Source organism: Curtobacterium sp. MCBA15_004 (assembly GCF_001865055.2).
Lineage (GTDB): Bacteria > Actinomycetota > Actinomycetes > Actinomycetales > Microbacteriaceae > Curtobacterium.
On sequence record NZ_CP126266.1, the window covers coordinates 3,082,799 to 3,103,737 of the forward strand.

General features: G+C 73.4%; 19 protein-coding genes. 9 read left to right on the forward strand and 10 right to left on the reverse strand.

From position 1 onward, the window contains the following. The first annotated feature begins 54 nt into the window (after window positions 1–54). On the forward strand, window positions 55–1,839 hold the full coding sequence (locus tag QOL16_RS14500) for a hypothetical protein (protein ID WP_139266394.1): 1,785 nt from the start codon (window positions 55–57) through the stop codon (window positions 1,837–1,839). Window positions 1,840–1,942: 103 nt separating this feature from the next. Here the strand turns inward: QOL16_RS14500 and QOL16_RS14505 are convergent, their stop codons facing one another. Continuing rightward, window positions 1,943–2,281 carry a hypothetical protein gene (locus tag QOL16_RS14505; protein ID WP_071284603.1) on the reverse strand — a complete coding sequence of 113 codons (339 nt, stop codon included), beginning with the start codon at window positions 2,279–2,281 and terminating at the stop codon, window positions 1,943–1,945. 97 nt (window positions 2,282–2,378) lie between these two features. Between QOL16_RS14505 and QOL16_RS14510 the strand changes: the two genes are divergently transcribed. Together QOL16_RS14510 and QOL16_RS14515 are read left to right on the forward strand one after the other, a co-directional pair. Beyond that, window positions 2,379–3,251, forward strand: coding sequence for a hypothetical protein (locus QOL16_RS14510; protein ID WP_071284600.1), 873 nt, complete (start codon window positions 2,379–2,381; stop codon window positions 3,249–3,251). A gap of 137 nt (window positions 3,252–3,388) precedes the next feature. Then, a complete protein-coding gene (locus QOL16_RS14515; RefSeq protein ID WP_065963170.1) occupies window positions 3,389–3,910 on the forward strand; it encodes a ribonuclease H in 522 nt (173 codons plus the stop codon). A 27-nt stretch (window positions 3,911–3,937) separates the two neighbouring features. Here the strand turns inward: QOL16_RS14515 and QOL16_RS14520 are convergent, their stop codons facing one another. Together QOL16_RS14520 and QOL16_RS14525 are read right to left on the reverse strand one after the other, a co-directional pair. Next, window positions 3,938–4,189, reverse strand: coding sequence for a DUF6458 family protein (locus QOL16_RS14520; RefSeq protein WP_065963172.1), 252 nt, complete (start codon window positions 4,187–4,189; stop codon window positions 3,938–3,940). Window positions 4,190–4,372: 183 nt separating this feature from the next. Beyond that, complete coding sequence (locus QOL16_RS14525; protein WP_071284595.1) at window positions 4,373–7,006, reverse strand: RNA helicase; 2,634 nt, start codon at window positions 7,004–7,006, stop codon at window positions 4,373–4,375. A gap of 223 nt (window positions 7,007–7,229) precedes the next feature. Between QOL16_RS14525 and QOL16_RS14530 the strand changes: the two genes are divergently transcribed. Beyond that, on the forward strand, window positions 7,230–8,237 hold the full coding sequence (locus QOL16_RS14530) for an LLM class flavin-dependent oxidoreductase (protein WP_071284593.1): 1,008 nt from the start codon (window positions 7,230–7,232) through the stop codon (window positions 8,235–8,237). Between the two features lie 461 nt (window positions 8,238–8,698). Here QOL16_RS14530 and QOL16_RS14535 read toward each other — a convergent pair whose 3' ends face one another. Beyond that, window positions 8,699–11,176: a beta-glucosidase gene (locus tag QOL16_RS14535; protein WP_071284591.1), complete on the reverse strand. Its 2,478-nt coding sequence runs from the start codon at window positions 11,174–11,176 to the stop codon at window positions 8,699–8,701. Between the two features lie 139 nt (window positions 11,177–11,315). On the opposite strand from QOL16_RS14535, the gene QOL16_RS14540 reads away from it, so the two are divergent. Beyond that, window positions 11,316–11,915, forward strand: coding sequence for a TetR/AcrR family transcriptional regulator (locus QOL16_RS14540; RefSeq protein ID WP_065963185.1), 600 nt, complete (start codon window positions 11,316–11,318; stop codon window positions 11,913–11,915). 121 nt (window positions 11,916–12,036) lie between these two features. Continuing rightward, window positions 12,037–12,903 carry an NAD(P)-dependent oxidoreductase gene (locus QOL16_RS14545; protein WP_071284634.1) on the forward strand — a complete coding sequence of 289 codons (867 nt, stop codon included), beginning with the start codon at window positions 12,037–12,039 and terminating at the stop codon, window positions 12,901–12,903. A gap of 153 nt (window positions 12,904–13,056) precedes the next feature. Here QOL16_RS14545 and QOL16_RS14550 read toward each other — a convergent pair whose 3' ends face one another. Then, window positions 13,057–14,628: a class I SAM-dependent methyltransferase gene (locus tag QOL16_RS14550; RefSeq protein ID WP_071284632.1), complete on the reverse strand. Its 1,572-nt coding sequence runs from the start codon at window positions 14,626–14,628 to the stop codon at window positions 13,057–13,059. A 95-nt stretch (window positions 14,629–14,723) separates the two neighbouring features. Beyond that, the gene (locus QOL16_RS14555) at window positions 14,724–15,098 is read right to left on the reverse strand and encodes a helix-turn-helix transcriptional regulator (protein WP_071248738.1); all 375 of its coding nucleotides are present in this window, start codon (window positions 15,096–15,098) and stop codon (window positions 14,724–14,726) included. A 105-nt stretch (window positions 15,099–15,203) separates the two neighbouring features. Here QOL16_RS14555 and QOL16_RS14560 point away from each other — a divergent pair, with 105 nt between their 5' ends. Continuing rightward, window positions 15,204–16,451, forward strand: coding sequence for an MFS transporter (locus QOL16_RS14560; protein ID WP_071284589.1), 1,248 nt, complete (start codon window positions 15,204–15,206; stop codon window positions 16,449–16,451). A gap of 12 nt (window positions 16,452–16,463) precedes the next feature. Here QOL16_RS14560 and QOL16_RS14565 read toward each other — a convergent pair whose 3' ends face one another. Together QOL16_RS14565 and QOL16_RS14570 are read right to left on the reverse strand one after the other, a co-directional pair. Then, window positions 16,464–16,937, reverse strand: a complete 474-nt coding sequence (locus QOL16_RS14565; RefSeq protein ID WP_071284587.1) for a TIGR02611 family protein — start codon at window positions 16,935–16,937, stop codon at window positions 16,464–16,466. Between the two features lie 234 nt (window positions 16,938–17,171). After that, window positions 17,172–17,504: a TraR/DksA family transcriptional regulator gene (locus QOL16_RS14570; RefSeq protein WP_071284585.1), complete on the reverse strand. Its 333-nt coding sequence runs from the start codon at window positions 17,502–17,504 to the stop codon at window positions 17,172–17,174. Between the two features lie 102 nt (window positions 17,505–17,606). Here QOL16_RS14570 and QOL16_RS14575 point away from each other — a divergent pair, with 102 nt between their 5' ends. Next, entirely contained in the window at window positions 17,607–18,638 is a 1,032-nt protein-coding gene (locus QOL16_RS14575) for an LLM class flavin-dependent oxidoreductase (RefSeq protein ID WP_254780261.1), read from the forward strand. Between the two features lie 52 nt (window positions 18,639–18,690). On the opposite strand, the gene QOL16_RS14580 is transcribed toward QOL16_RS14575, so the two are convergent. After that, the gene (locus QOL16_RS14580) at window positions 18,691–19,116 is read right to left on the reverse strand and encodes an ASCH domain-containing protein (protein ID WP_071248786.1); all 426 of its coding nucleotides are present in this window, start codon (window positions 19,114–19,116) and stop codon (window positions 18,691–18,693) included. Window positions 19,117–19,329: 213 nt separating this feature from the next. On the opposite strand from QOL16_RS14580, the gene QOL16_RS14585 reads away from it, so the two are divergent. Continuing rightward, window positions 19,330–19,773, forward strand: coding sequence for a DUF2510 domain-containing protein (locus tag QOL16_RS14585; RefSeq protein ID WP_065963198.1), 444 nt, complete (start codon window positions 19,330–19,332; stop codon window positions 19,771–19,773). Window positions 19,774–19,848: 75 nt separating this feature from the next. Here QOL16_RS14585 and QOL16_RS14590 read toward each other — a convergent pair whose 3' ends face one another. Next, window positions 19,849–20,913 (reverse strand): site-specific tyrosine recombinase XerD, encoded by a 1,065-nt coding sequence (locus tag QOL16_RS14590; protein WP_071284630.1) that lies wholly within the window; start codon window positions 20,911–20,913, stop codon window positions 19,849–19,851. Between the last annotated feature and the right edge of the window lie 26 nt (window positions 20,914–20,939).

The following is a 20,939-nucleotide window of genomic DNA, read 5'->3' on the forward strand; positions in this document are numbered from 1 at the left end:
TCGTCCGCGATCCTTGCTCGGCGGCCCGTGTGGGCCGCGGACAAGGAGAACCACGTGACACACACGACCACCGGCCGCCGCGCGCGAGTGGCCAGCCTGCTGCTCGGCACCGCCCTCGCCGGCACCGCCGTCCTGGCGACGTGCGACCTCGCGAGCGCGACGCAGCTGCAGTACCCCCACGACCCGAGCATCGTCACGGTGGACGGCCGCCCGGCAGCGGACACGAAGGACGGGACGGACGTGTTCCAGACCGACCGCTGGGACTCCTCGGTCGTCGTCGACGCGGACGAGGGTGCGCTGACGATCCGGGACGAGGAGACCGGCGACGTCGTCTGCAGCGTGCCGGACTACGTGTTCGGTGAACACGCTGGCTGCCCAGCCTTCGTCGGTCCGGGCTCCCACCGCCTGGTCGCCTCGATCACCACGGACGGGGAGACCCGCTCCTCGCGCCCGTTCGTGCTCGAGTCGTACGCCGAGGACATGCCCGACGACGGCGCCGAGCCCTCACCACTCTCGGTCGAGCGGACCGCACCCGGCACGACTCCCGGGACGACCGCGGTGACCTTCGGTGGCGCACCGGGCGACCGGTACGTCCTCCGTGACGACCAGGGCTACGAGCTCGCACGCGGGACGGTCGACCCGGCCGGTCACGTCGTCGCAGCGGTCCGCACATGGACGGAGCACGTGCACGTGCACGCGGAGACGCAGCGGTCGGGCCACCGCGTCGTGACCGACCTCGAGGTGGTTCCGGACGCCGCACCCGTCCCGACGACCACGCCGCTCGAGCTCGTCGAGACGACGCCGGGCGCCGCGGGCACGACCGTCGTCCTCCGCGGGACGCCGGGGACGTGGTACCTGCTGCAGCAGGCGAACTCGCCCCGCCGCACGCAGGGCACCGTCCCCGCTGACGGTCGCGTGGCCTGGACCGTCCCGAACTCGCCGACCACGACGACCGTGCACTGGGAAGCGCACGGCGACGACGGTGCGGTCCTGAACGGGTCGTTCGACGTCGCCGCGGCAGTCGACACGGGCGTCCCGACCACGCCGGTGGTCGCGATCCCGGCACCCGGCCCGACCGATCCGGGCTTCCCGCTGCCCGTCGGCGACCAGGGCAGCGGCACCGGAGTCGGCGATGGCGCAGGCGTCGGCGCTGGAGCAGGTACAGGTGCAGGTGCAGGTGCCGGTGCCGGTGCCGGTGCCGGTGCAGGCGAAGGCAGTGCGGGGCCGGGCAGCGGTGCCGGCCAGGGCGGTGGCGACCTCGTCGGCAAGCGGGTGGCGGCGGAACTGACCGCGATCAACCCGATCAGCCACGCCGGGACCCTGCGCGTGTCCGACCCGGACGCGCGGTACGGCTCGTACTCCGCCCGCGTCCTCGTCGACGGCAAGCAGGTGGCATCCACCCGCATCTCCGCGACGCCGACGGACCGGACGATCGCTGACCTGGGCGCGAAGGGCGACCACACCCTGACCCTCGCGATCGGCGACCGGGTCATCGCCTCGGTCGCGTACACCGTGCCCAGCAGCGTTCCGCAACCCGGCGAGCACGCCGGCGTGCGGGTCGCGGCCGAGCTGACCGCGATCAACCCGATCAGCCACGCGGGAACCCTCCGTGTGTCCGACCCGGACGCGGGCTCCGGCTACTCCGCCCGGGTCTTCGTCGACGGCAAGCAGGTGGCCGCCGCGCTGATCACCACGACACCGACCGAGCGCACCATCGCGAACCTGGGCGGGAAGGGCGACCACACCCTGACCCTCGCGATCGGCGACCGGGTGATCGCCACGGTGCCCTACACGGTGCCGGGCGCGATCGGGGCGACCACGGGCGACACGGGGGCCTGACCGGCGGAGGCGAGCCGCGCCTCCAGACCGGGTCGGCATCATCGATGCCGCACCCGCACCGCGAACGGCGGGCCCGCACGGGCCCGCCGTTCGTCGTTCCCGGCTACGGGCGCCGGTCGTCCTCCGACTGCCACGGCAGGTGCAGGTCACCCGGCTCGGGCTCGACATCACCGGCGTCGTCGGCGCCGCCGGTCCCCGGGGCAGCAACGATGCGCGAGGGGTCGATGCCGTCGCGGCGCAGGTCCTCGTCGTCGCGCTGCTGCGTCTGCGCGGCGACGGTTTCCCGCTCGCTGGACGGGCTGTACGACGTGTCGGCGGCCCGCTGCTCGGACTCCCCGACGCCGTCGGCGCCCTCGTGGTGTGCGGTCTCGCGCAGGGCGTCGTCGCGTGCGTGGTCGTCGGAGGCCTCGGGGCCCGGTGCGTCGGGGTTGCTGTCGCTCATGCCGTGCACAGTAGGCCGACGACCTCCGGTGTCGGTTCGGTCACGGGCGTCGTGGTCCGCTCCACGCTCGGCTACGGTCGTGACGAGGGGGTCCGACATGGGACGCAGGACGGTCACGGCGTCGATCGCGCTCGCGGGGGTGAGCGCGCTGCTGCTCACGGGGTGCTCGGTGTTCGGCGACGACGCACCGCTGCCGAAGCCGACGGGGCACGCGGCTCCGAGCGCGTCGGCGCGTCCGGACGGCGGCGCCGACGGGGACGGCGCGGGCGGAGACGCCGAGCAGGTGTCGACGAAGCAGGCGGTGCCCGCGGGCACCGTCGTCGCCGAGACCGACGCCGTGTCGAAGTCCGGGGACACCGCCGTACACGTGCGGATCGTGGCGGACGACGCCGGCACGTTCGACGCGCAGCTCTCCGGGTACCGGACCACCGAACCCCAGCCGATGTCGATCGAGTTCCGCCGCGGGCCCGCCCGGTTCAGCGACGGCTACGACCAGCTCGCCGTCGCGACGACCACCTGGACGCCTGAGGACCAGGCGCCCGCGTCGGTGAGCCTGTCGGCCGCCGGCGCGTACCCGGACTGGCTCCGCAGCGTCGTCCTGGTGCCCCGGTCGACCGATCCCGAGTCGGGCTACGAGGCCGACCGTCCCTGGGTCGGACAGGTCCTGGCGGTCGGATCGCTGACCTGGTCGATCCCGAGTCCGTACCCGGACCTGCACGCCACCGCCGGCGCCGCTCGCCCCGGCGCGTACGGCTACGCGTTGGACGCCGACGGGGGCCACCTCGACGGCCCGTCGGACGCGACCGTGACCTCGTACGAGGTCGCGCACGGCGACGACCAGACGACGGTCGCGAAGCGCTTCGACATCACCCCGGCCCAGCTGGCCTGGCTGAACCCGACGATGCGCGTGCAGCACGACGGCTGGCTCTACGAGTCGACGCGGCTCAACCTGGTGCCGTCCGGCCGCTGATCCCTCGGGGCGGCGACCGCAGGCGGCCGGGACGGTCGGCCACGACGGTTCCGTTACGCTCGACGAGCACCCCGTCTGGCGGACCGGGACCGCGCGAGCGTCCGGACGTCACACCGCACCACCCTGGAGGTCCCACCGTGACGATCGTCGCCGCCGCAGACGGCTCAGCCCTCGGCAACCCCGGCCCGGCCGGCTGGGCCTGGTACGTCGACGACGACCGCTGGGCAGCCGGTGGCTGGCCGCGCGCCACGAACAACATCGGCGAGCTCACCGCCGTGCTCCAGCTCCTCCGCGCCACGAAGGGCACCGACGAGCCGCTGCACATCCTGTGCGACAGCCAGTACGCCATCAAGGCCTGCACCGAGTGGCTCGCGGGCTGGAAGCGGAAGGGCTGGCGGAAGGCCGACGGCAAGCCGGTGCTGAACGTCGAGATCATCAAGGAGCTCGACGCCGAGCTGCAGGGCCGCAAGGTCACCTTCGAGTGGGTGCGCGGGCACGTCGGACACGAGATGAACGAGGCCGCGGACGTCCGCGCCCGGGGTGCAGCGACCGCCTACCAGCAGGGCACGGACGTCCCGCACGGTCCGGGCTGGCCCGGCGTCGAGGTCGAGGAGCCGACGGCGCTGCCCGAGGCGACGCCTCCCGCGACCCTGTTCTGACCCGCGGTCAGGAGGCCGGCTCGGGGGTCAGTACGCCCCGTCGCGGCGGTCCTGGCGGGTGATCTGCTCCCCCGACGCGGGGTCGACCCCGGAGCGGGTGGTCGTGGTGGTCCGTCGTCCACCGAAGCCGACGGCCAGGCTGATGACGAGCAGCACGACGCCGGCGGCCATCAGGATGTAGCCGATCAGGCGCAGGTCGACGCCCGCGACCTGGAAGTCGAGCGCGAACGCGACGATGGCGCCGATCACGATCAGGGCGATGCTCGAGCCGATGCGCATGGGATGACCTCTCGTCGGGCCCGGCCGGTCGGCGATGGGCTGCCGCCGAAGGTACCCGTCCGGACCGGCGAGCGTTCCCGGTGGCCCGACCGCGCGACAGCGCCCGCCCCACGACGACAGCGACAGCCCCAGCCCCGACACGACAGCGACAGCGACAGCGACAGCGCACCCCCGCCCGACCCCTCAGTCGACGTCGACCTCGGCCCACCCGTCGAACCGCCCGATCTCGGTCACCCGCACGACCGCCTCGCCGGCCTCGTCCGAGGCGTCGAGGTCGATCGTCGCCGAGAACCCGAAGTCCTTGTCACCCTCTGGATCGGCGAAGATCTGCCGCGCCCGCCAGACCCGCGGAGCAGCACCGGCACCGCCGCCCGCGGCACCCCCGCCCGTACCACCGGCGCGCCCCGTCCCCGGCGCCTCGTCGAGCACCAGGTACTGCATCGAGCGCGCGTCGGCGTCGGTGCCGATCGCGTCGTGCTCCTCGTAGTACGACTCGAGCACCGCGTCCCACGCGGAACGGTCGAAGCCGCTCGTCGCGTCGAGCTCGCCGAGTCCGGCGGGGTCGTCGGCCGCGGCGAGCAGCACCCGCTGGAACAGGGCGTTGCGCACGAGCACCCGGAACGCCCGGACGTTGCCGGTCAGACGCGCGGGCTGCGGCGGCGCGATCTCGGCGTGGGGAGCGACCCCGGACTCCTCGGCGGCCAGCAGGAGGTCACCGTTGAGCAGCGCCTCCCACTCGTCGACCAGGGACGAGTCCGTCTGCCGCACGACCTCGCCGAGCCACTCGATCAGGTCGTCGAGCTCCTGGGTCCGCTGCTCCTCGGTGATGGTCTGGCGCATCGTGCGGTAGGCGTCGGACAGGTACCGGAGCACGAGGCCCTCGGAGCGGGTGAGCTGGTAGAACCGCACGAAGTCGCCGAAGGTCATGGCCCGCTCGTACATGTCGCGGACGACGGCCTTGGGCGAGAGCGCGAAGTCGAGCACCCAGGGCTGCTCGGCCGCGTACGACTCGTACGCCGCGGTGAGCAGCTCGTCGAGCGGCTTCGGCCAGGTGACCTCCTCGAGCAGCTCCATCCGCTCGTCGTACTCGATGCCCTCCTGCTTCATGCGGGCGACGGCCTCGCCGCGTTCCTTGAACTGCTGCTGCGCGAGGATCGCCCGGGGGTCGTCCAGCGTGGCCTCGACGATCGAGACCATGTCGAGCGCGTAGGTCGGCGACTCGGGGTCGAGCAGCTCGAACGCGGCGAGCGCGAACGGCGACAGCGGCTGGTTGAGCGCGAAGTTCGGCGCGAGGTCGACCGTCAGGCGGTACTCGCCGTCGACCTTCTCGATCACGCGGGCGTTGATCAACGTGCGGGCGATCGTGAGCGCCCGCCGGGCCATCGCGAGCTGCCGGGAGCGCGGCTCGTGGTTGTCGAACACCAGGGACCGCACGTCCTCGAACACGGATCCCCCGCGTGCGACGACGGAGAGCACCATCGCGTGCGTGATCCGCATCCGCGACACCATCGGCTCCGGTTCGGCACCGATGAGCCGCTCGAACGACGGCTGTCCCCAGGAGACGAACCCCTCGGGCGCCTTCTTGCGCTTGATCTTGTTCTTCTTCTTCGGGTCGTCCCCGGCCTTCGAGACGGCCCGTGCGTTCTCGATGTCGTGCTCGGGCGCCTCGGCGACGACGTCGCCCTCGGTGTCGTACCCGGCGCGACCGGCACGGCCGGCGATCTGGTGGAACTCGCGGGCGGACAGCTGCCGCATCTTGGTGCCGTCGAACTTCGTCAGCCCGGTGAACAGCACCGCGCGGATCGGCACGTTGATGCCGACGCCGAGCGTGTCGGTGCCGCAGATGACGGGCAGTAGACCACGCTGGGCGAGCTGTTCGACGAGCCGCCGGTACTTCGGCAGCATCCCGGCGTGGTGCACCCCGATGCCGGCGCGGATGAGCCGCGACAGCACCTGCCCGAAGCCGGCGCTGAACCGGAACCCGGCGATGGCCGCGGCGATCTCGTCACGGCGTTCGCGGGAGGCGACGCGCGCCGACATGAGCGCCTGCGCCCGTTCGAGCGCGGCGGCCTGGGCGAAGTGGACGATGTAGACCGGCGCCTTGCCCTCCTCGAGCAGCCGTTCGACGGTCTCCTGCACGGGCGTCATCACGTACTCGTAGGACAGCGGGACCGGCCGCGAGACGCCGGTGACCCGGGCCGTCGGCCGACCGGTGCGCCGGGACAGGTCGTCGGCGATGGTCGTCACGTCGCCGAGGGTCGCGGACATGAGCAGGAACTGCGCGCGCTCGAGCACGAGCAGCGGCACCTGCCACGCCCACCCGCGGTCCGGGTCGCCGTAGAAGTGGAACTCGTCCATCACGACGACGTCGACCTCGGCGTCGGGTCCCTGCCGCAGCGCGAGGTTCGCCAGGATCTCAGCGGTGCAGCACACGATCGGGGCGTCGGCGTTGACGCTCGAGTCGCCCGTGACCATGCCGACGTTCTGCGCGCCGAACAGGTCGACGAGCTGGAAGAACTTCTCGGAGACGAGCGCCTTGATCGGCGCGGTGTAGTAGCTCCGCTTGCCCTCGGCGAGCGCCGCGAAGTGCGCACCCGCCGCCACCAGGGACTTGCCGGTCCCGGTGGGCGTGCTGAGGACCACGTTCGCACCGGAGACGAGCTCGATGACGGCCTCGTCCTGCGCAGGGTACAGGGGTCGGCCGCCGGACGCCGCCCAGTCGGCGAACGCCTCGTAGACCGCGTCGGGGTCGACGACGCCGTCGACCGCCGCCGGCAGGGCGGCGACGAGGGGCGGGACGGTGGTGACGTCGGTCATGCACCCATCCTCCCAGGTGGGCGGTGACCGCCCGACGGACGGGAGGCACGGTGCCGGCCCGCCACGAGCGTCCCGTCACGCACGCGGTAGCCGGGAGGCACGTGGCGGCGACGACCCGCGCCTCCCGTCCGGCACGGGGCGGACGGGAGGCGCGGTGCGGGCCCGCCACGCGCCTCCCGTCCGACCCGGGCCACGTTTGGATGCGCGCGCATAGACTCGACCCGTGCGCGAACTCGGCTTCCTGTCCTTCGTCCCGAACCACGGCGGCCCTGCGGGTGCCGCCGCCGCGCTCGAGGACGGCCTGCGGCTCTTCGAGACGGCCGAGTCCCTCGGCTACGGCACCGGCTGGGTGCGCGGTCGGCACTTCGAGCCGTTCCTCACCAGCCCGATGACCTTCTTCGCCGCCGCGGCCCAGCGCACCAGCTCGATCGGCTTCGGCACCGCCGTGCTCGGCATGCGCTACGAGGACCCGGTCCGGCTCGCCGAGGACGCGAGCACCGTCGACCTCCTGAGCGGCGGCCGCGTGCAGCTCGGCATCAGCACCGGCATCCCGGGCTACGGCCCGATCCTCGACCCGGTGTTCGGCGCCTCGGAGCGCAGCTTCCGCGACGAGGCCGAGGCACGCGCCGCCCGACTGCTCGAGGTCCTGCGCGGTGAACCGCTCGGCACCTCCGGCAAGGGCTACGAGAGCATCCCGGCCGACACCGAACTGACCCTGCAGCCGCAGAGCCCCGGGCTGCTCGAGCGCGTCTGGTGGGGCGGCGGGAGCCTCGGCACCGCGGAGCGCACCGCCGACAAGGGCCTGCTCCTGCACTGCTCCACGCTGAACACCGAGGACACCGGCGAACCGTTCGCCGTCGCGCAGGCGGCCCAGGTCGAGGCGTACCGTGCCCGCTTCGCCGAACGACACCCGGGCCGCACGCCGAAGGTCGCGGTCGGGCGCATCGTCGTGCCGCTCCTCGACGACCATGACCGTGCCGTGCACGAGGAGTTCCTCACCGGGTACGCCAGCGGCATGGACGACGAGGGCCGACCGCTCTCCGGCCCGCCGTTCCGCTTCAGCAAGGTCGTCGCGGGAGGCGTCTCCGAGATCGTGGACGCCCTGGCCGCCGACCCGGCCGTGACGGCGACCGACGAGCTCGTCGTCACCCTGCCGGCGAACGGCGACGCGGCGTCGCACGAGCGGATCCTGCGGATCGTGGCCGAGGAGGTCATCCCGCAGCTGCGGTGACGGCTCGCGGTGGACCAGGCATCCGGCCGGGCCCACGCACGGTGGTCCCGGTACCCGGCCGGATGTCCATCCGGTTCCTGATCCACACCGGATGGTCGCTCCACTCTCGCACCGCCTGAGTGGTTTGTCATCATCGCTGCTCGGACAAGATGACTGATGTTCACGCCTGTTTCGACGCCCGGGCGTGTTGCGTCCAGTCGGTCCCAGCGATCCGAGGCGCAGCAGCGCGGACGGTCCCGGCAGAGCATGCGGCTGCATGTACGTGCCCGGAAGAGGAATGCGCCCCCGCGTCGAGGCAGGGGCGCATCCGGACGCACCAGGGTCGAGGGGGCTTCGACGGTCGGATCAGGAGACCGCGTCGCGCACACGACGACCCCGTGGTGGTGCGTGTGCTGACGGTAACCAGCCGTCGAGCACTGGTCGATGGTACTGCTCGGGGTCGTCGTGCGCGCGGGAAGCGGCTACTCCAGTTCGAGGGTCGTCGTCCCGACGATCGCGGTCACCGACTCGGCGACGTGCAGCGAGAACGTGCCGGGCTCGTACCGCCAGGCACCGTCCCAGTGCGCGAACGCCCGTGCCGGCACCTCGATCGAGACCTCGGTCGACGCACCGGCGTCGAGGCGCACCGGCGCGAAGCCGACGAGCCAGCGGACGGGGCGGTCGACGGCCGACTCCTCGCGCGAGGCGTAGACCTGCACGACGTGCTTGCCCGCGCGGTCGCCGGTGTTCGCGACGGTCGCGGTGACGATCACCGCATCGCCCTCGCGGACGGTCGGCGTCGCGCTGATGCCGTCGATCGCCCAGGTCGTGTAGCCGAGGCCGTGGCCGAACGGGTACGCGGGCTCGGTCCCGGCGCGGAGCCAGGCCCGGTACCCGACGTGCACGCCCTCGTCGTACGCGACCTTCCCGTCGACCGGGGTGACGTTCGCGACCGGGACGTCCTCGAGCGTCGCCGGCCACGTGGTGGGCAGGCGACCGCCGGGTTCGGCCGCGCCCGTGAGCACGTCGGCCAGGGCGTTGCCGTACTCCTGGCCGCCGAACCAGGTGAGGAGCACCGCGGCGACGTCGTCCCGCCAGGGCATCTCGACCGGTGACCCGGAGTTGACCACCACGACGGTGTTCGGGTTCGCGGAGGCGACCGCTCGGACCAGGTCGTCCTGGTGTCCGGGGAGCGCGAGCGACGAACGGTCGTACCCCTCGGACTCCACCTTGCTGTTCGTGCCGACGACGACGATCGCGACGTCCGCGCCGGTCGCGGTCGCGACGGCCGCCTCGACGAGGCCCGCGGGGTCGGCGTCGCTCGGCTCGGTGCCGAACTGGTACGCGAGCACCCCGCCGAGTGCCTCGTCCTGCACGATGTCGTGCTCGATCCGGATCGCGACGGGCTCGCCCGCCTCGACCTGCACGGGCACCGAGCGCGCCGGCGGGTTGAGGAACGCGGCGCCGAGCTGGTCGCCCTCGTACGGCACGGTCTCGTCGAGCAGGAGCTCGCCGTCGATCCAGAGGCGCGAGCGGCCGGCGGCGCCGATGCCGATCCGGACCGTGCCCGTCGTCTCGGGGGTGTACGTGGTGGTGACGTCGAGCCGGTCCGCCTCGCGCGTCGGGGCGTCGCCGCCGAACCAGAACAGCGCGGTGGCGCGGCGGTCCTCGACGTACAGTTCCTCGCCGTCCTTGACGAACGCGACGCGGGCGCCGGGCTCGCCGGTACCGGGGTTCGTGATGGTCGACAGCGGGAACTCGGCGATCCCCTCCTGCACGACCGCACCGATGGCGTAGTCGACCGTCGCGCCCGGGAACGCCGCACGGACACCGTCGATCGGCGACACGACCCGCGCCGGCACGACGGTCGCCGAGCCGCCGCCCTGCGTGCGGGCCTGGTCGGCGTTGTGTCCGACGATCGCGATGCGGGACACCGCGGCGGGGTCGAGCGGCAGCACGCCGGTGTTCCGGACGAGCACGGTGCCCTCGGCCTCGGCACGGCGCACGAAGGCGATCCCGTCCTCGACGTGCACCGGACGCTCGGCGACCGGCTCGAAGCCCTCGAGGGCACCGACGCGGGCGGCGAGCACGAGGATGCGGCGGACCTTGCGGTCGATCGCGGCCTCGGGCACCTCGCCGGACTGCACGGCGGCGAGCAGCGGGCCCTCGCTCCACCACGGGTTCGGTCCGGGCATCGCGACGTCCTGCGAGGCCTTCGCGGACTCGACCGAGCGCACGCCGGTCCAGTCGGACACGACGATCCCGTCGAAGCCCCACTCCGCGTTGAGCGGTGTCTCGAGCAGGTCGTTCTCCGACGCGGTGACGCCGTTGACCGCGTTGTACGACGACATCACGGCCCAGGCGTGTGCCTCGGTCACGGCCTTCTCGAACGCGAGCAGGTACAGCTCCCGGAGCGCCCGGTCGGACACCTCGGTCGACGCGGTGAAGCGGTCGGTCTCGTAGTCGTTCGCGATGTAGTGCTTCGGGGTCGCGGCGACGCCGTTCTCCTGCACGCCGGCGACGTAGCTCGCGGCGAGGTCGCCGGTCAGCAGCGGGTCCTCACTGAACGCCTCGAAGTGCCGGCCGCCGAGCGGGGAGCGGTGCAGGTTGATGGTCGGGCCGAGGACGACGTCGACACCCTTGCGCCGGGCCTCCACGGCGGCCGCGGCACCGTAGCGCTTCGCGATCGCACGGTCCCAGGACGCCGACAGCGCGGTGGCCGAGGGCAGGTTGAGCGAGGGGTCGCGCTCGTCCCAGACCTCGCCGCGGACGCCGGACGGACCGTCCGACATGAGGATGCGCCGCAGACCGATCTTCTCGATCGGCCAGGTGGTCCAGAAGTCGCGTCCGGTCAGCAGCTGGACCTTCTCCTCGGTCGTCAGCTGTCCGAGGAGCGCGTCGATGCGCTCGGTCAGCGGCGACGGACGGGAGGCGCGGGTCGTTTCGTCCACGGTGGTCACGATGGTCGGTCCCTTCGGTGTTCGACGGGCGCCGGGGCAGGACCTCCGCGCGCCATCGTCGGCGGCTCGGGCCAGCGTAGCACCGAAAACCTATCCGAAGTCGGTTTCTGCGGGTGGGAGCGGACGGTACGCTCGCGCCATGGCACGACGGGGTTCGTACGCGAAGGGCATCGCGAAGCGCGAGGAGATCCTCACGGTCGCGCTCGACCTCGTCGCCCAGCAGGGGTTCCGGCGCACGAGCATCAAGGACATCGCCGACGCCGTGGGGCTCACGCAGGCCGGGCTGCTGCACTACTTCGACTCGAAGGACGAGCTCTGGGTCGAGGTGCTCCGCCGCCGCGACGAGGTCGACCTCGCACAGGACTGGGGTGCCGCCGCGTCCGACCCCGGCTCGTTCCTGGCGGCGATCGTCCGGCACAACACCGAGGTCCCCGGCCTCGTGCAGATGTTCGTGAACCTGTCCGCCGCGGCGGCCACCGACCCGGAGCACCCCGCGCACGAGTACTTCCGCGAGCGCTACGAACGCAGCCGCGGGGACTTCGCCGCCGACTTCCGCGCGATGCAGCAGGACGGCCGACTCCGTGCCGACGTCGACCCCGAGCAGCTCGCGAGCGTGCTCCTGGCGATCTCCGACGGCATGCAGATCCAGTGGCTCTACGACCCGACGCGGGACATGGCCGAGCACGTCGAGCTCGTCGCCCGGCTCGCGGTCGCCCAGGCCGTCACGCCCGCCGTCTGACCACCGCCCCACCTCGCGCCCGCCGGACAGGTACCGCCAGTGCCTGGTCCCGCCCGCCCGCCGGACGGCAGGATGGGACGCGGCCGACCACGGCCGACCGACGACGATGTGGAGTGACGCGATGACGCGTGTTGTGGTGACCGGAGGCAGCGGCAAGCTCGGACGGGCGGTCGTCCGCGACCTCGACGAGCACGGGTACGACGTGGTCCTGCTCGACCGGGTCCCCTCCCCCGACAAGCCCGAGCGGGTGCCGTTCGTCCGCGTCGACCTGAGCGATTACGGCCAGGTGCTCGGCGCACTGACCGGCATCGACGACCGCTACGACGCCGTCGACGCCGTGGTGCACCTCGCGGCCGTGCCCGCCCCGGGCCAGGTGCCCGACGTGGCGTTGATCACGAACAACGTCACGGCGTCGATCAACGTCTTCCACGCGGCCCGTGTCGCCCGGATCAAGAACGTCGTGTGGGCGTCGAGCGAGACCCTGCTCGGCATCCCGATGGGCGAGCACCACCCGCCGTACCTGCCCGTCGACGAGGAGTTCGCGGTGCGCCCGCAGTCCTCGTACTCGCTCGGCAAGGCCGTCGAGGAGGAGATGGCCCGCCACTTCACGCGCTGGGACCCGGAGCTGAAGATGATCGGTCTGCGGTTCTCGAACGTCATGGACGAGACCGACTACCCGGCCTTCCCGTGGGACGCCTCCCCCGAGGCGAAGACCTTCAACCTGTGGTCGTACATCGACTCGCGCGACGGCGCCCAGGCCGTGCGGAAGTCGCTCGAGGCCGACCTCACCGGCTTCGAGGCCTTCGTCATCGCGAGCCCGGACACCGTCATGGACACCCCGACGATCGAGCTCGTCGAGCGCTTCGTGCCGGACATCGAGCGTCGCGCCGACATCGACGGCGTCAGCTCGCTGCTCTCGATCGAGAAGGCTCGCGAGCTCCTCGGCTACGCACCCGAGCACAGCTGGCGCGACCACCGCACGACCTGACCCGGTCCCCCGCTGCGGAACGCGACGCAGCCGGTCGCGTCCCGCAGGCGGGTGCGCCCCGCAGGCGGTCGCGTCCCACGGACGGTCGCGTTCCGCGGACGGGAACCGGCAGGCAAGCACGCGGTCCAGGCCGGACGGGAGGCGCGGGTCGCCTCAGGACGTCGGCGCGAGCAGCAGGCCGTCCAGCACCAGGTCCCGCACCCGCGGCAGCAGGTCGGCCGACAGTGCGTCGCCGTCGACCCCGGTGATCTGCGCGATGGCGGCGACGATCGCCGCGACCGACAGCTCGCCGTCGCAGGCCCCGACGAACGCGGCGAACGCCGTGTCCGCGTCCACGCGCCGACCGAACCCGCCGCCCTGCACCAGGGTGATCACGGTCGGGTCGTCGTTGCCGGGCCAGTAGTGCCGCTCCTCGGTGACGTCCCCGGCGACCCGCAGGTGCGCCGACGCCAGTGCCGCGTCGTCGTGCGCACCGAGCCACGCGGCCGCGTCGAGGACGCGCGCCACCGTCGCACCGAGCCCCGCGGGGTTGGTGCCGAGCGCCTCGGGGACGCGCTCGAAGCGACGGAGCCGGGCCGGGCCTCCCGTCGGTCGCCGCACCACGACGTAGCCGAAGCCGACCCCGGTGACCCGCCGCGTCGCGAAGTCGTCGAGCCAGGCGTCGACCAGGGCGTCTGACTCGGGCGTGCCGGGCTTGGTGCCACCGTCCCGGATCCAGGTCTCGGCGTAGGCGGGCGGGTCCTCGCGCTCGCGTTCCACGACCCACACGTCGAGGTCGGTGTCCGCGAACCACGACCGCACCCGCTCGAGCCCGTCGTCGCCCCAGCGGTACTCCCAGTTGCCGAGCAGCTGCGCGGTCCCACCGGGTTCCAGGTGGTCCGCCAGGCCGCGCAGCACCGTCTCGACCAGGGCGTCGCCGACCATGCCGCCGTCGCGGTACTCGTAGGCCGGGACACCGTCGCGGCGCGGGGTGATCACGAACGGCGGGTTCGACACGATGCGGTCGAAGCGTTCCCCGGCGACCGGCTCGAACAGGGAGCCGAGCCGCAGGTCGATGCCGTCGACGCCGTTGAGCGCCGCGTTGAACCGGGCGATGTCGAGGGCCCGCTGCGAGATGTCGGTGGCCACGACCTCGTCGGCGAACCGTCGGGCGTGCAGCGCCTGGATCCCGCACCCGGTGCCGAGGTCGAGCACCCGCCGCACGGGCACGGGCACCTGCAGACCGGACAGCGTCGTCGAGGCGCCGCCGATGCCGAGCACGTGCTCCTCGCCGAGGGCCGTGCCGAGCGCGAGCTCCCCGAGGTCGGAGACGATCCACCAGCTGCCGGCACCGAGGTCGTCCACGAACGCGTAGGGCCGCAGGTCCACGGTCGGACGCACCCGCTCGTGCCCGGCGTCCGGAGCGCCCGCGTCGTCGGAGTCGTCGTCGCGCCGCAGCAGCCCGGCGGCGAGCACGCCGTCGAGCCCGGCGGTCGGGAAGGCCCGCTCGGCGTCGGACCGCGGGACGGGCAGGCCGAGCACGAACAGCGTCGCGAGGGTCGCCAGGGCCGACGGCTCCCGTGCCGCGAGGGCCCGGAGCGCGGCGACCCGCGAGCCGCGGTGCAGCGACGCGGCCGCCTCGCTCCCCCACAGTGCGTCGACCCGGTCGACCGTGAAGCCGGCGGCGTCGAGGTCCGCGGCGAGCGCGGTGACCACGGCGGGGTCAGTGCGGACGGTCGGGAGCACGTGGCGCGGGCCGGTGTGGGCGGCGGCGCGGAGAGCAGCAGGGGTCGCGACGGGGTGCGTGCCGGGCAGCGCATCGCCTGCGGCCGCGGTCGCGGTCACGCCGGGACCTCCGCCCGCATCAGGGCGGCGGGCACGGTCCAGTCGACGACGAGGTCGAGCAGGCCGGGGAAGCGCTGCTGCACGTCGTCGACCCGCACGCGGCTCGACCGCACGAGTCCCTCCTGGTGCTGCTCGAGCAGCCCGGCCTCGCGCAGCACGCGGAAGTGGTGCGTCAGCGTGGACTTCGGTCGGTCGACGCCGACCCACCCGCAGCTGCGCACCCCGCCGGCCGCGTCCACCAGGTAGCGGTGCAGGATCGCGAGCCGGATCGGGTCGCTCAGCGCGTCGAGCACGACGGGCAGCTCCATCTCGGCCGCGGTCGGCTGCGGCAGGCGTTCTGGGGCGACGGAGTCCACGGGCGCGGCGGGCATGCCACGACGGTAGCACCGCCGCTCGATCAGTACGAGTTGCGTCGTACAGTCGGACTGCTGTACGAATGTGCTCGTACAGCAGTCGACCCGGCAGGAAGGTGCCCCATGCAGCCAGCACGCGGAGTCGCGGGGTTCTGGATCCTCGCCGCCATGCTCTTCGTGGCGATGGCCTCGTCCTCGGTCCCGTCGCCGATCTACCCCGTCTACGCCGCCGAGTGGGACCTCACCCCGCTCATGCTCACGGGCGTGTTCGCGATCTACGTCGCCGGACTCCTGGTCACCATGCTCGTCGCCGGTCGACTGTCGGACCACGTCGGTCGCAAGCCCGTGCTCGTCGCCGGCGGGCTGCTGCTCGTCGTGTCGCTCGTGCTGTTCACCGGCGCCGACGGCTTCGCGACCCTCGTGGTCGACCGGATCGTGCAGGGCGTCGCGGTCGGACTCCTCATCGGCGCCCTCGGCGCGGCACTCATCGACAACTCGCTCGAGCGCTTCCCGTCGCTCGCCGGTGTCCTGAACGGTGCGGTCCCGCCCTTCGCCCTGGCGACCGGAGCCGTGTCGAGCGGCGCCCTGGTCGAGTGGGGCCCGGCGCCGGAGCAGCTCGTCTACGTGCTCTTCGGTGCGCTCCTGCTGCTGCTCGTCGCCGCCCTGGCCGTCGTGCCCGAGCGGGTCACCCGCCGCCCGGGCGCGCTCCGCTCCCTCCGCCCGACCGTGTCCGTGCCCCGGGCGTCGCGAGCACTGTTCCGCGGCGTCGCCGGTGCCCTCGTCGCGAGCTGGGCGCTGGGCGGGCTGTTCCTGTCGCTCGTGCCGTCGGCGCTCGGCGCGGTGTTCGGCATCCACGACCACTTCGCGGCCGGGGCCCTCATCGCGGTCGTCACCGGGGTCGGCGGGCTGACCGGGCTCGCCATCCAGCGCCTCGACACGCGTCGGAGCCTGTTCCTCGGTCTCGTCGCGCTCATCGTCGGCCCGGTGGTCACCGTGTCGTTCGTGTTCGCGCACTCGCTGCCCGGACTCGTGGTCGGGAGCGCGATCGCGGGGGTCGGCTTCGGCGCCGGGTTCCAGGCACCGCTGCGGATGCTGCTCGCGACCGCCGCCCCCACGCACCGCGCCGGACTGCTGTCGTCGGTCTACGTCGTCAGCTACCTGGCGTTCGGTGTGCCGGCCGTCGTCGCGGGTCTTCTCGAGCCGACGTTCGGCTTCGTGCCCGTGCTCGCCGGGTACGGCGCGTTCATCGTCCTCGCGGCGACGATCGCCCTCGTGCTGCAGGGCACGTCGCGCGGTTCTGCAGCGGTCGAGGAGCGCGCCGCCGAGGCCGTCGAGCGCACGGCGACCGGCTCCGTCCGGACCGCCGAGTAGCGCGAGCCGAGGTCAGTGCCCGGGGCGCGCCTGGTTCGCCCGCGGGTTCGTCCGTTGCCCCGCCCGCACCCCGGTGCTCCGGTGCGCGTCGGCGTGTGCGGCGTCGACGTCCGCCTTGCCCCGGTCGGCGGCGTTCCGGAGCCACTGCGGCCCGTGCCGCTTCGCCCAGTCCCAGAAGCGGTGCAGCTGTGCGCGGAGCCACGTGATGATCCGGTGGAAGAAGTGGAACTCACTCGCCAGGATCGTCAGACCGATGAACACCACGAGCCACCCGGGCCCGGGCAGCGGGACGAGGATCAGGCCGATCACCACGACGAGGCCGCCGACGATCCCGACGAGCACCTTGTAGAACAGGTGCAGCCCGGGCCGCGCGTGGATCCACGTCCGGAGGTCGCGGAACCACCGGAAGCGGTGGGGTCGGTCGTCGGTCTGCTGGGCCTCGGCACGCACGACCGCATCGGGTCGCTCGTGGGTGTCGCCGTCCATGGCGGCACCGTAGGACGCGCGGCTGGGAAACGGCGGCGCAACCGGTCCACGCGGGGTGAGCGGACCGGCGGGCGCACCACGCGCCTCCCGTCCGTCCCGTGTCGCATCGGTGACCGAACAGGCGGACGGGCCACGCGCCTCCCGTCCGGCCCGTGGCGGCTCCCACCCGGCCGGGAGGCGCACCACCAGTCCCCGACGTCGGTCACCGCCGCAGGCGGGTGCCGGAGGGGCGCGTCAGGCGTGCGCGACGCAGGTCGCCGCCCACGAGACCGCCGCCAGCCGGGCCTCCGGGATCGGCTCACCGCCGACGGCGCACCGCCCCCACGTGCCGGCGTCGAGCCGCGCGAGCGCGGCGTCCACGAGGCGCACCCGCTCACGGGCGGCGTCCCGCACCGCGCCGAGCGAGCCACGCTCCCACGCGAGGGTCGCGCCCTCGGGGTCGTGCTCGTCGTCGCTGTTCGCGTCGAGCCGGGCGTCGCTGACGTCCTGCATGCTCCGCTCGACGTCAGCCAGCAGGCGCTCGTTCCGCTGCCGCTCGGCGGTGAGGGCTGCGCGGGGATCGTCCATGCCGCCACGGTAACCGCCCGCCGACCGCGAAGACCGTCGAGCGGATCGAGCGGACTGCCGGGCGGGCGGAATGTGCACACCGTCGCATGCGTTCGCATCGGCATGACCAAGATCGGGTTCCTGTCCTTCGGACACTGGCGCGACGTGCCGGGCTCCCGCGTGCGCAGCGGCCGCGAGGCCCTCGTGCAGGCGATCGACCTCGCCGTCGCCGCGGAGGAGGCGGGCGTCGACGGGGCGTACTTCCGCGTGCACCACTTCGCACCGCAGCAGGCCGCACCGTTCCCGCTCCTCGCCGCGGTCGCTGCCCGGACCAGCCGCATCGAGATCGGCACGGGCGTGATCGACATGCGCTACGAGAACCCGCTGTACATGGCCGAGGAGGCCGCGGCCACCGACCTCATCTCGGGCGGCCGGCTGCAGCTCGGTGTGAGCCGGGGGTCACCCGAGACCGCCCTCGCCGGGTACCAGCAGTTCGGCTACGTCCCCGACGCGGACGACCCGAACGGCGGCGACATGGCCCGTGCGCACACCGACGTCTTCCGCCGGGCGATCGCCGGCGAGCCGATGGCGAACGCGAATCCGCAGATGACCGGCTCCGTCGGCTCGCTGCCCGTCTCGCCGCTGTCCGACGACCTGCCCGACCGGATCTGGTGGGGTGCCGGTACCCGTGCCACCGCGGAGTGGACCGCCGAGCAGGGCATGAACCTCATGTCCTCGACCCTGCTCACCGAGGACACCGGCGTGCCGTTCGACCAGCTCCAGGCCGAGCAGATCGCCCGCTTCCGCAGCACCTGGGCGGACATGGGTTGGGGCCGCGAGCCCCGGGTCTCCGTCTCGCGGAGCATCATCCCGATCACCGACGACGAGTCGCGGCACTCCTTCGGCGTCCGCGCGCAGGTCGAGGGGCAGGACCAGGTCGGACACCTCGACGGTGGGCTCGCCCGGTTCGGCCGCTCCTACATCGGCGAGCCCGAGCAGCTCGTGGCGGAGCTCGCCGCCGACGAGGCCGTCCGCGCCGCCGACACCGTGCTCGTCACCGTGCCGAACCAGCTCGGCGTCGACTTCAACGCCCGACTGCTCGCGGCGACGAAGGCCGTGATGGACGAGGTCGACGCGGCCGTCGTGCACGTCTGACCGGTCCGGACGCGGTGTGTGAGGAGCGCCCACACACCGCGTCCGACGGTCGCTAGGTCCGGTCGGTCGGCATCGGCCAGAGCAGCCGGAAGCGCTCGCACAGCACCGGCATGTCCGGTTCGAACCCGCGGTCGTTCTCGGAGTGCTCACGCCAGTAGCGCTCGTGCACCGCGCGCCAGTGCTCGAGCGTGCGGTCGCCCTCCCCCTCGGCGCGGGCGTGCTCGGCGTCGACCTGGTCGAACGGCACGACCCGGAGGTCGGTCGTCTCGATCACGGCCCGCGGTTCGCCACGGCCATCGAGGACCACGCTGAGCTCGCCGACCTCGGGCAGCGGCTCGCCGGTCGCCTCGTAGTCCCACATCGACGACGCCGTCCCGTCCTTGATGCCTCGCAGGACCAGCTCGAGCAGTCCGTCGGCCTGCTCCGGGGTCGCGCCGAAGGCCCACGCCTCCGGGACCGCCTCGGGCAGCGCGGGCATCTCGGCACGGCGGGCGGCCCAGAAGTCGGGCAGGGTGTCGGAGGCGGTGACCACCAGCCGACCGTAGCGCAGGCCGGAGGCGACGCGCAGGACCCGGCCGACGCACTGGACTGGTCCCCCTTCCTGCCGACACCCGCGTTGGGACTGTGAGCGGTCCTCCCGTGCGCGTAGCGTCGAGGGCAGCACCGTCCACCGCACCCTCGAGGAGCACCCGTGACACTGCCGGCCGCAGGCTGGTTCCCGGACCCGCGCGACGCCAGCCGTCTGCGCTGGTGGGACGGTCACGCCTGGGGCGCCGCGACGCGGATGACCCCGGCTCGTCCGGGGCCGGCGGTCCCGACCGTCGCCGCACCCGTCGGACCGTCGTTCTCGGTGCAGGACGGGCCGCTGCACACGGGGTCCTGGGCGTCGGGTGCCACCTCGCCGGGTGCCGGCATCGCCGCGACCGCCGCGGTCGTGCTCGCGCTCCTGTCGGTCGCGTGGAACCCGCTCGGTCTGGTGAGCCTCCTCGCGCTGGTCGCCGGCGTGCTCGGGATCGGGCGGGACGCGAGCGACGGCGGCCTGCGCGTGCTGGCGCGGAGCCTCGCGGCGAGCGCCGTGGTCATCGCTGTCGGGACGGGCGCCGTGGCGGCGTCCGCGCAGTACCACCTGTTCTGAGCCGGCCCGGCGTCGTCCGGTCCCGACGGGCGGGACGGAGCGTGCCGGGCCGGAGCGGGCCGGGCCGGACGCTTGCTACCGCCGCGCCCGCGGGTGTGCCGTCTGGTACACGTCCCGGAGCGCGTCCGCCGTCACGAGCGTGTAGATCTGCGTGGTCGCGACGCTCGCGTGCCCGAGGAGCTCCTGCACCACCCGGACGTCGGCACCGCCCTCGAGCAGGTGCGTGGCGAACGAGTGCCGGAAGGTGTGCGGCGACACGTGTGCGGCCAGATCCGCCCGCTCGGCCGCGGCCTGGATCACGAGCCAGGCGCTCTGCCGGGACAGCCGGGCTCCCCGTGCGCCGAGGAACAGCGCCGGCGTCCCGGAGCCCCGTGCGGCGAACACCGGCCGCGCCCGCACCAGGTACGCGTCGACCGCGGCCCGGGCGTAGCTGCCGAGCGGGACGATGCGCTGCTTGTTGCCCTTGCCGGTGACCTTCACCACGGCGACGTCGGCGACGCCGGAGCGGTCGGTGGCGCGCGGCTCGTCGTCGTCCACGACGTCCGCGCCGAGGACACCGCCGCCACCGTCGCCGCCCTCGACGTCGCCGAGCGTCGCCAGGTCGTCCACCGACAGCCCGACCGCCTCCGAGATCCGGGCACCCGTCGCGTACAGCAGCTCGAGCAGCGCCCGGTCCCGCAGGCGGACCGGGTCGTCGTCGTCGGTCGAGCCGGCGGCCTCGAGGAGCCGCTCCACCTCGTCCACCGTGATCGCCTTCGGGAGGCGCGCCGCGGCCTTCGGCGGTCGGACCGCCGTCGACGGGTCGAGCGGCATCCACCCCTCGGCAGCGGCGAATGCCGTGAACGACCGCACCGAGCTGAGCATCCGGGCGACGGACCGCGGCGCGAGCGGGCCCTCCGGTCGGGTGGTCAGGTGCCCGACGAACCCGGCGACGTCGGCACGGGTGAGCCGGGCGACGTCCGCCGACGCCGCAGCCCCACCGGCACGGTCGGCCCCGGCGGAGTCGACCGTCGGCGCCCCCTGCAACCAGTCCGCGAACACGGCGAGGTCACGCCGGTACGCCGACACCGTGTGCTGCGACAGGCCCCGCTCGATCGCGACGTGCCGGAGGTAGGTCTCCACGGCACGGTCCAGGGACATCACCCGACCAACCTAGACGAGCGCGG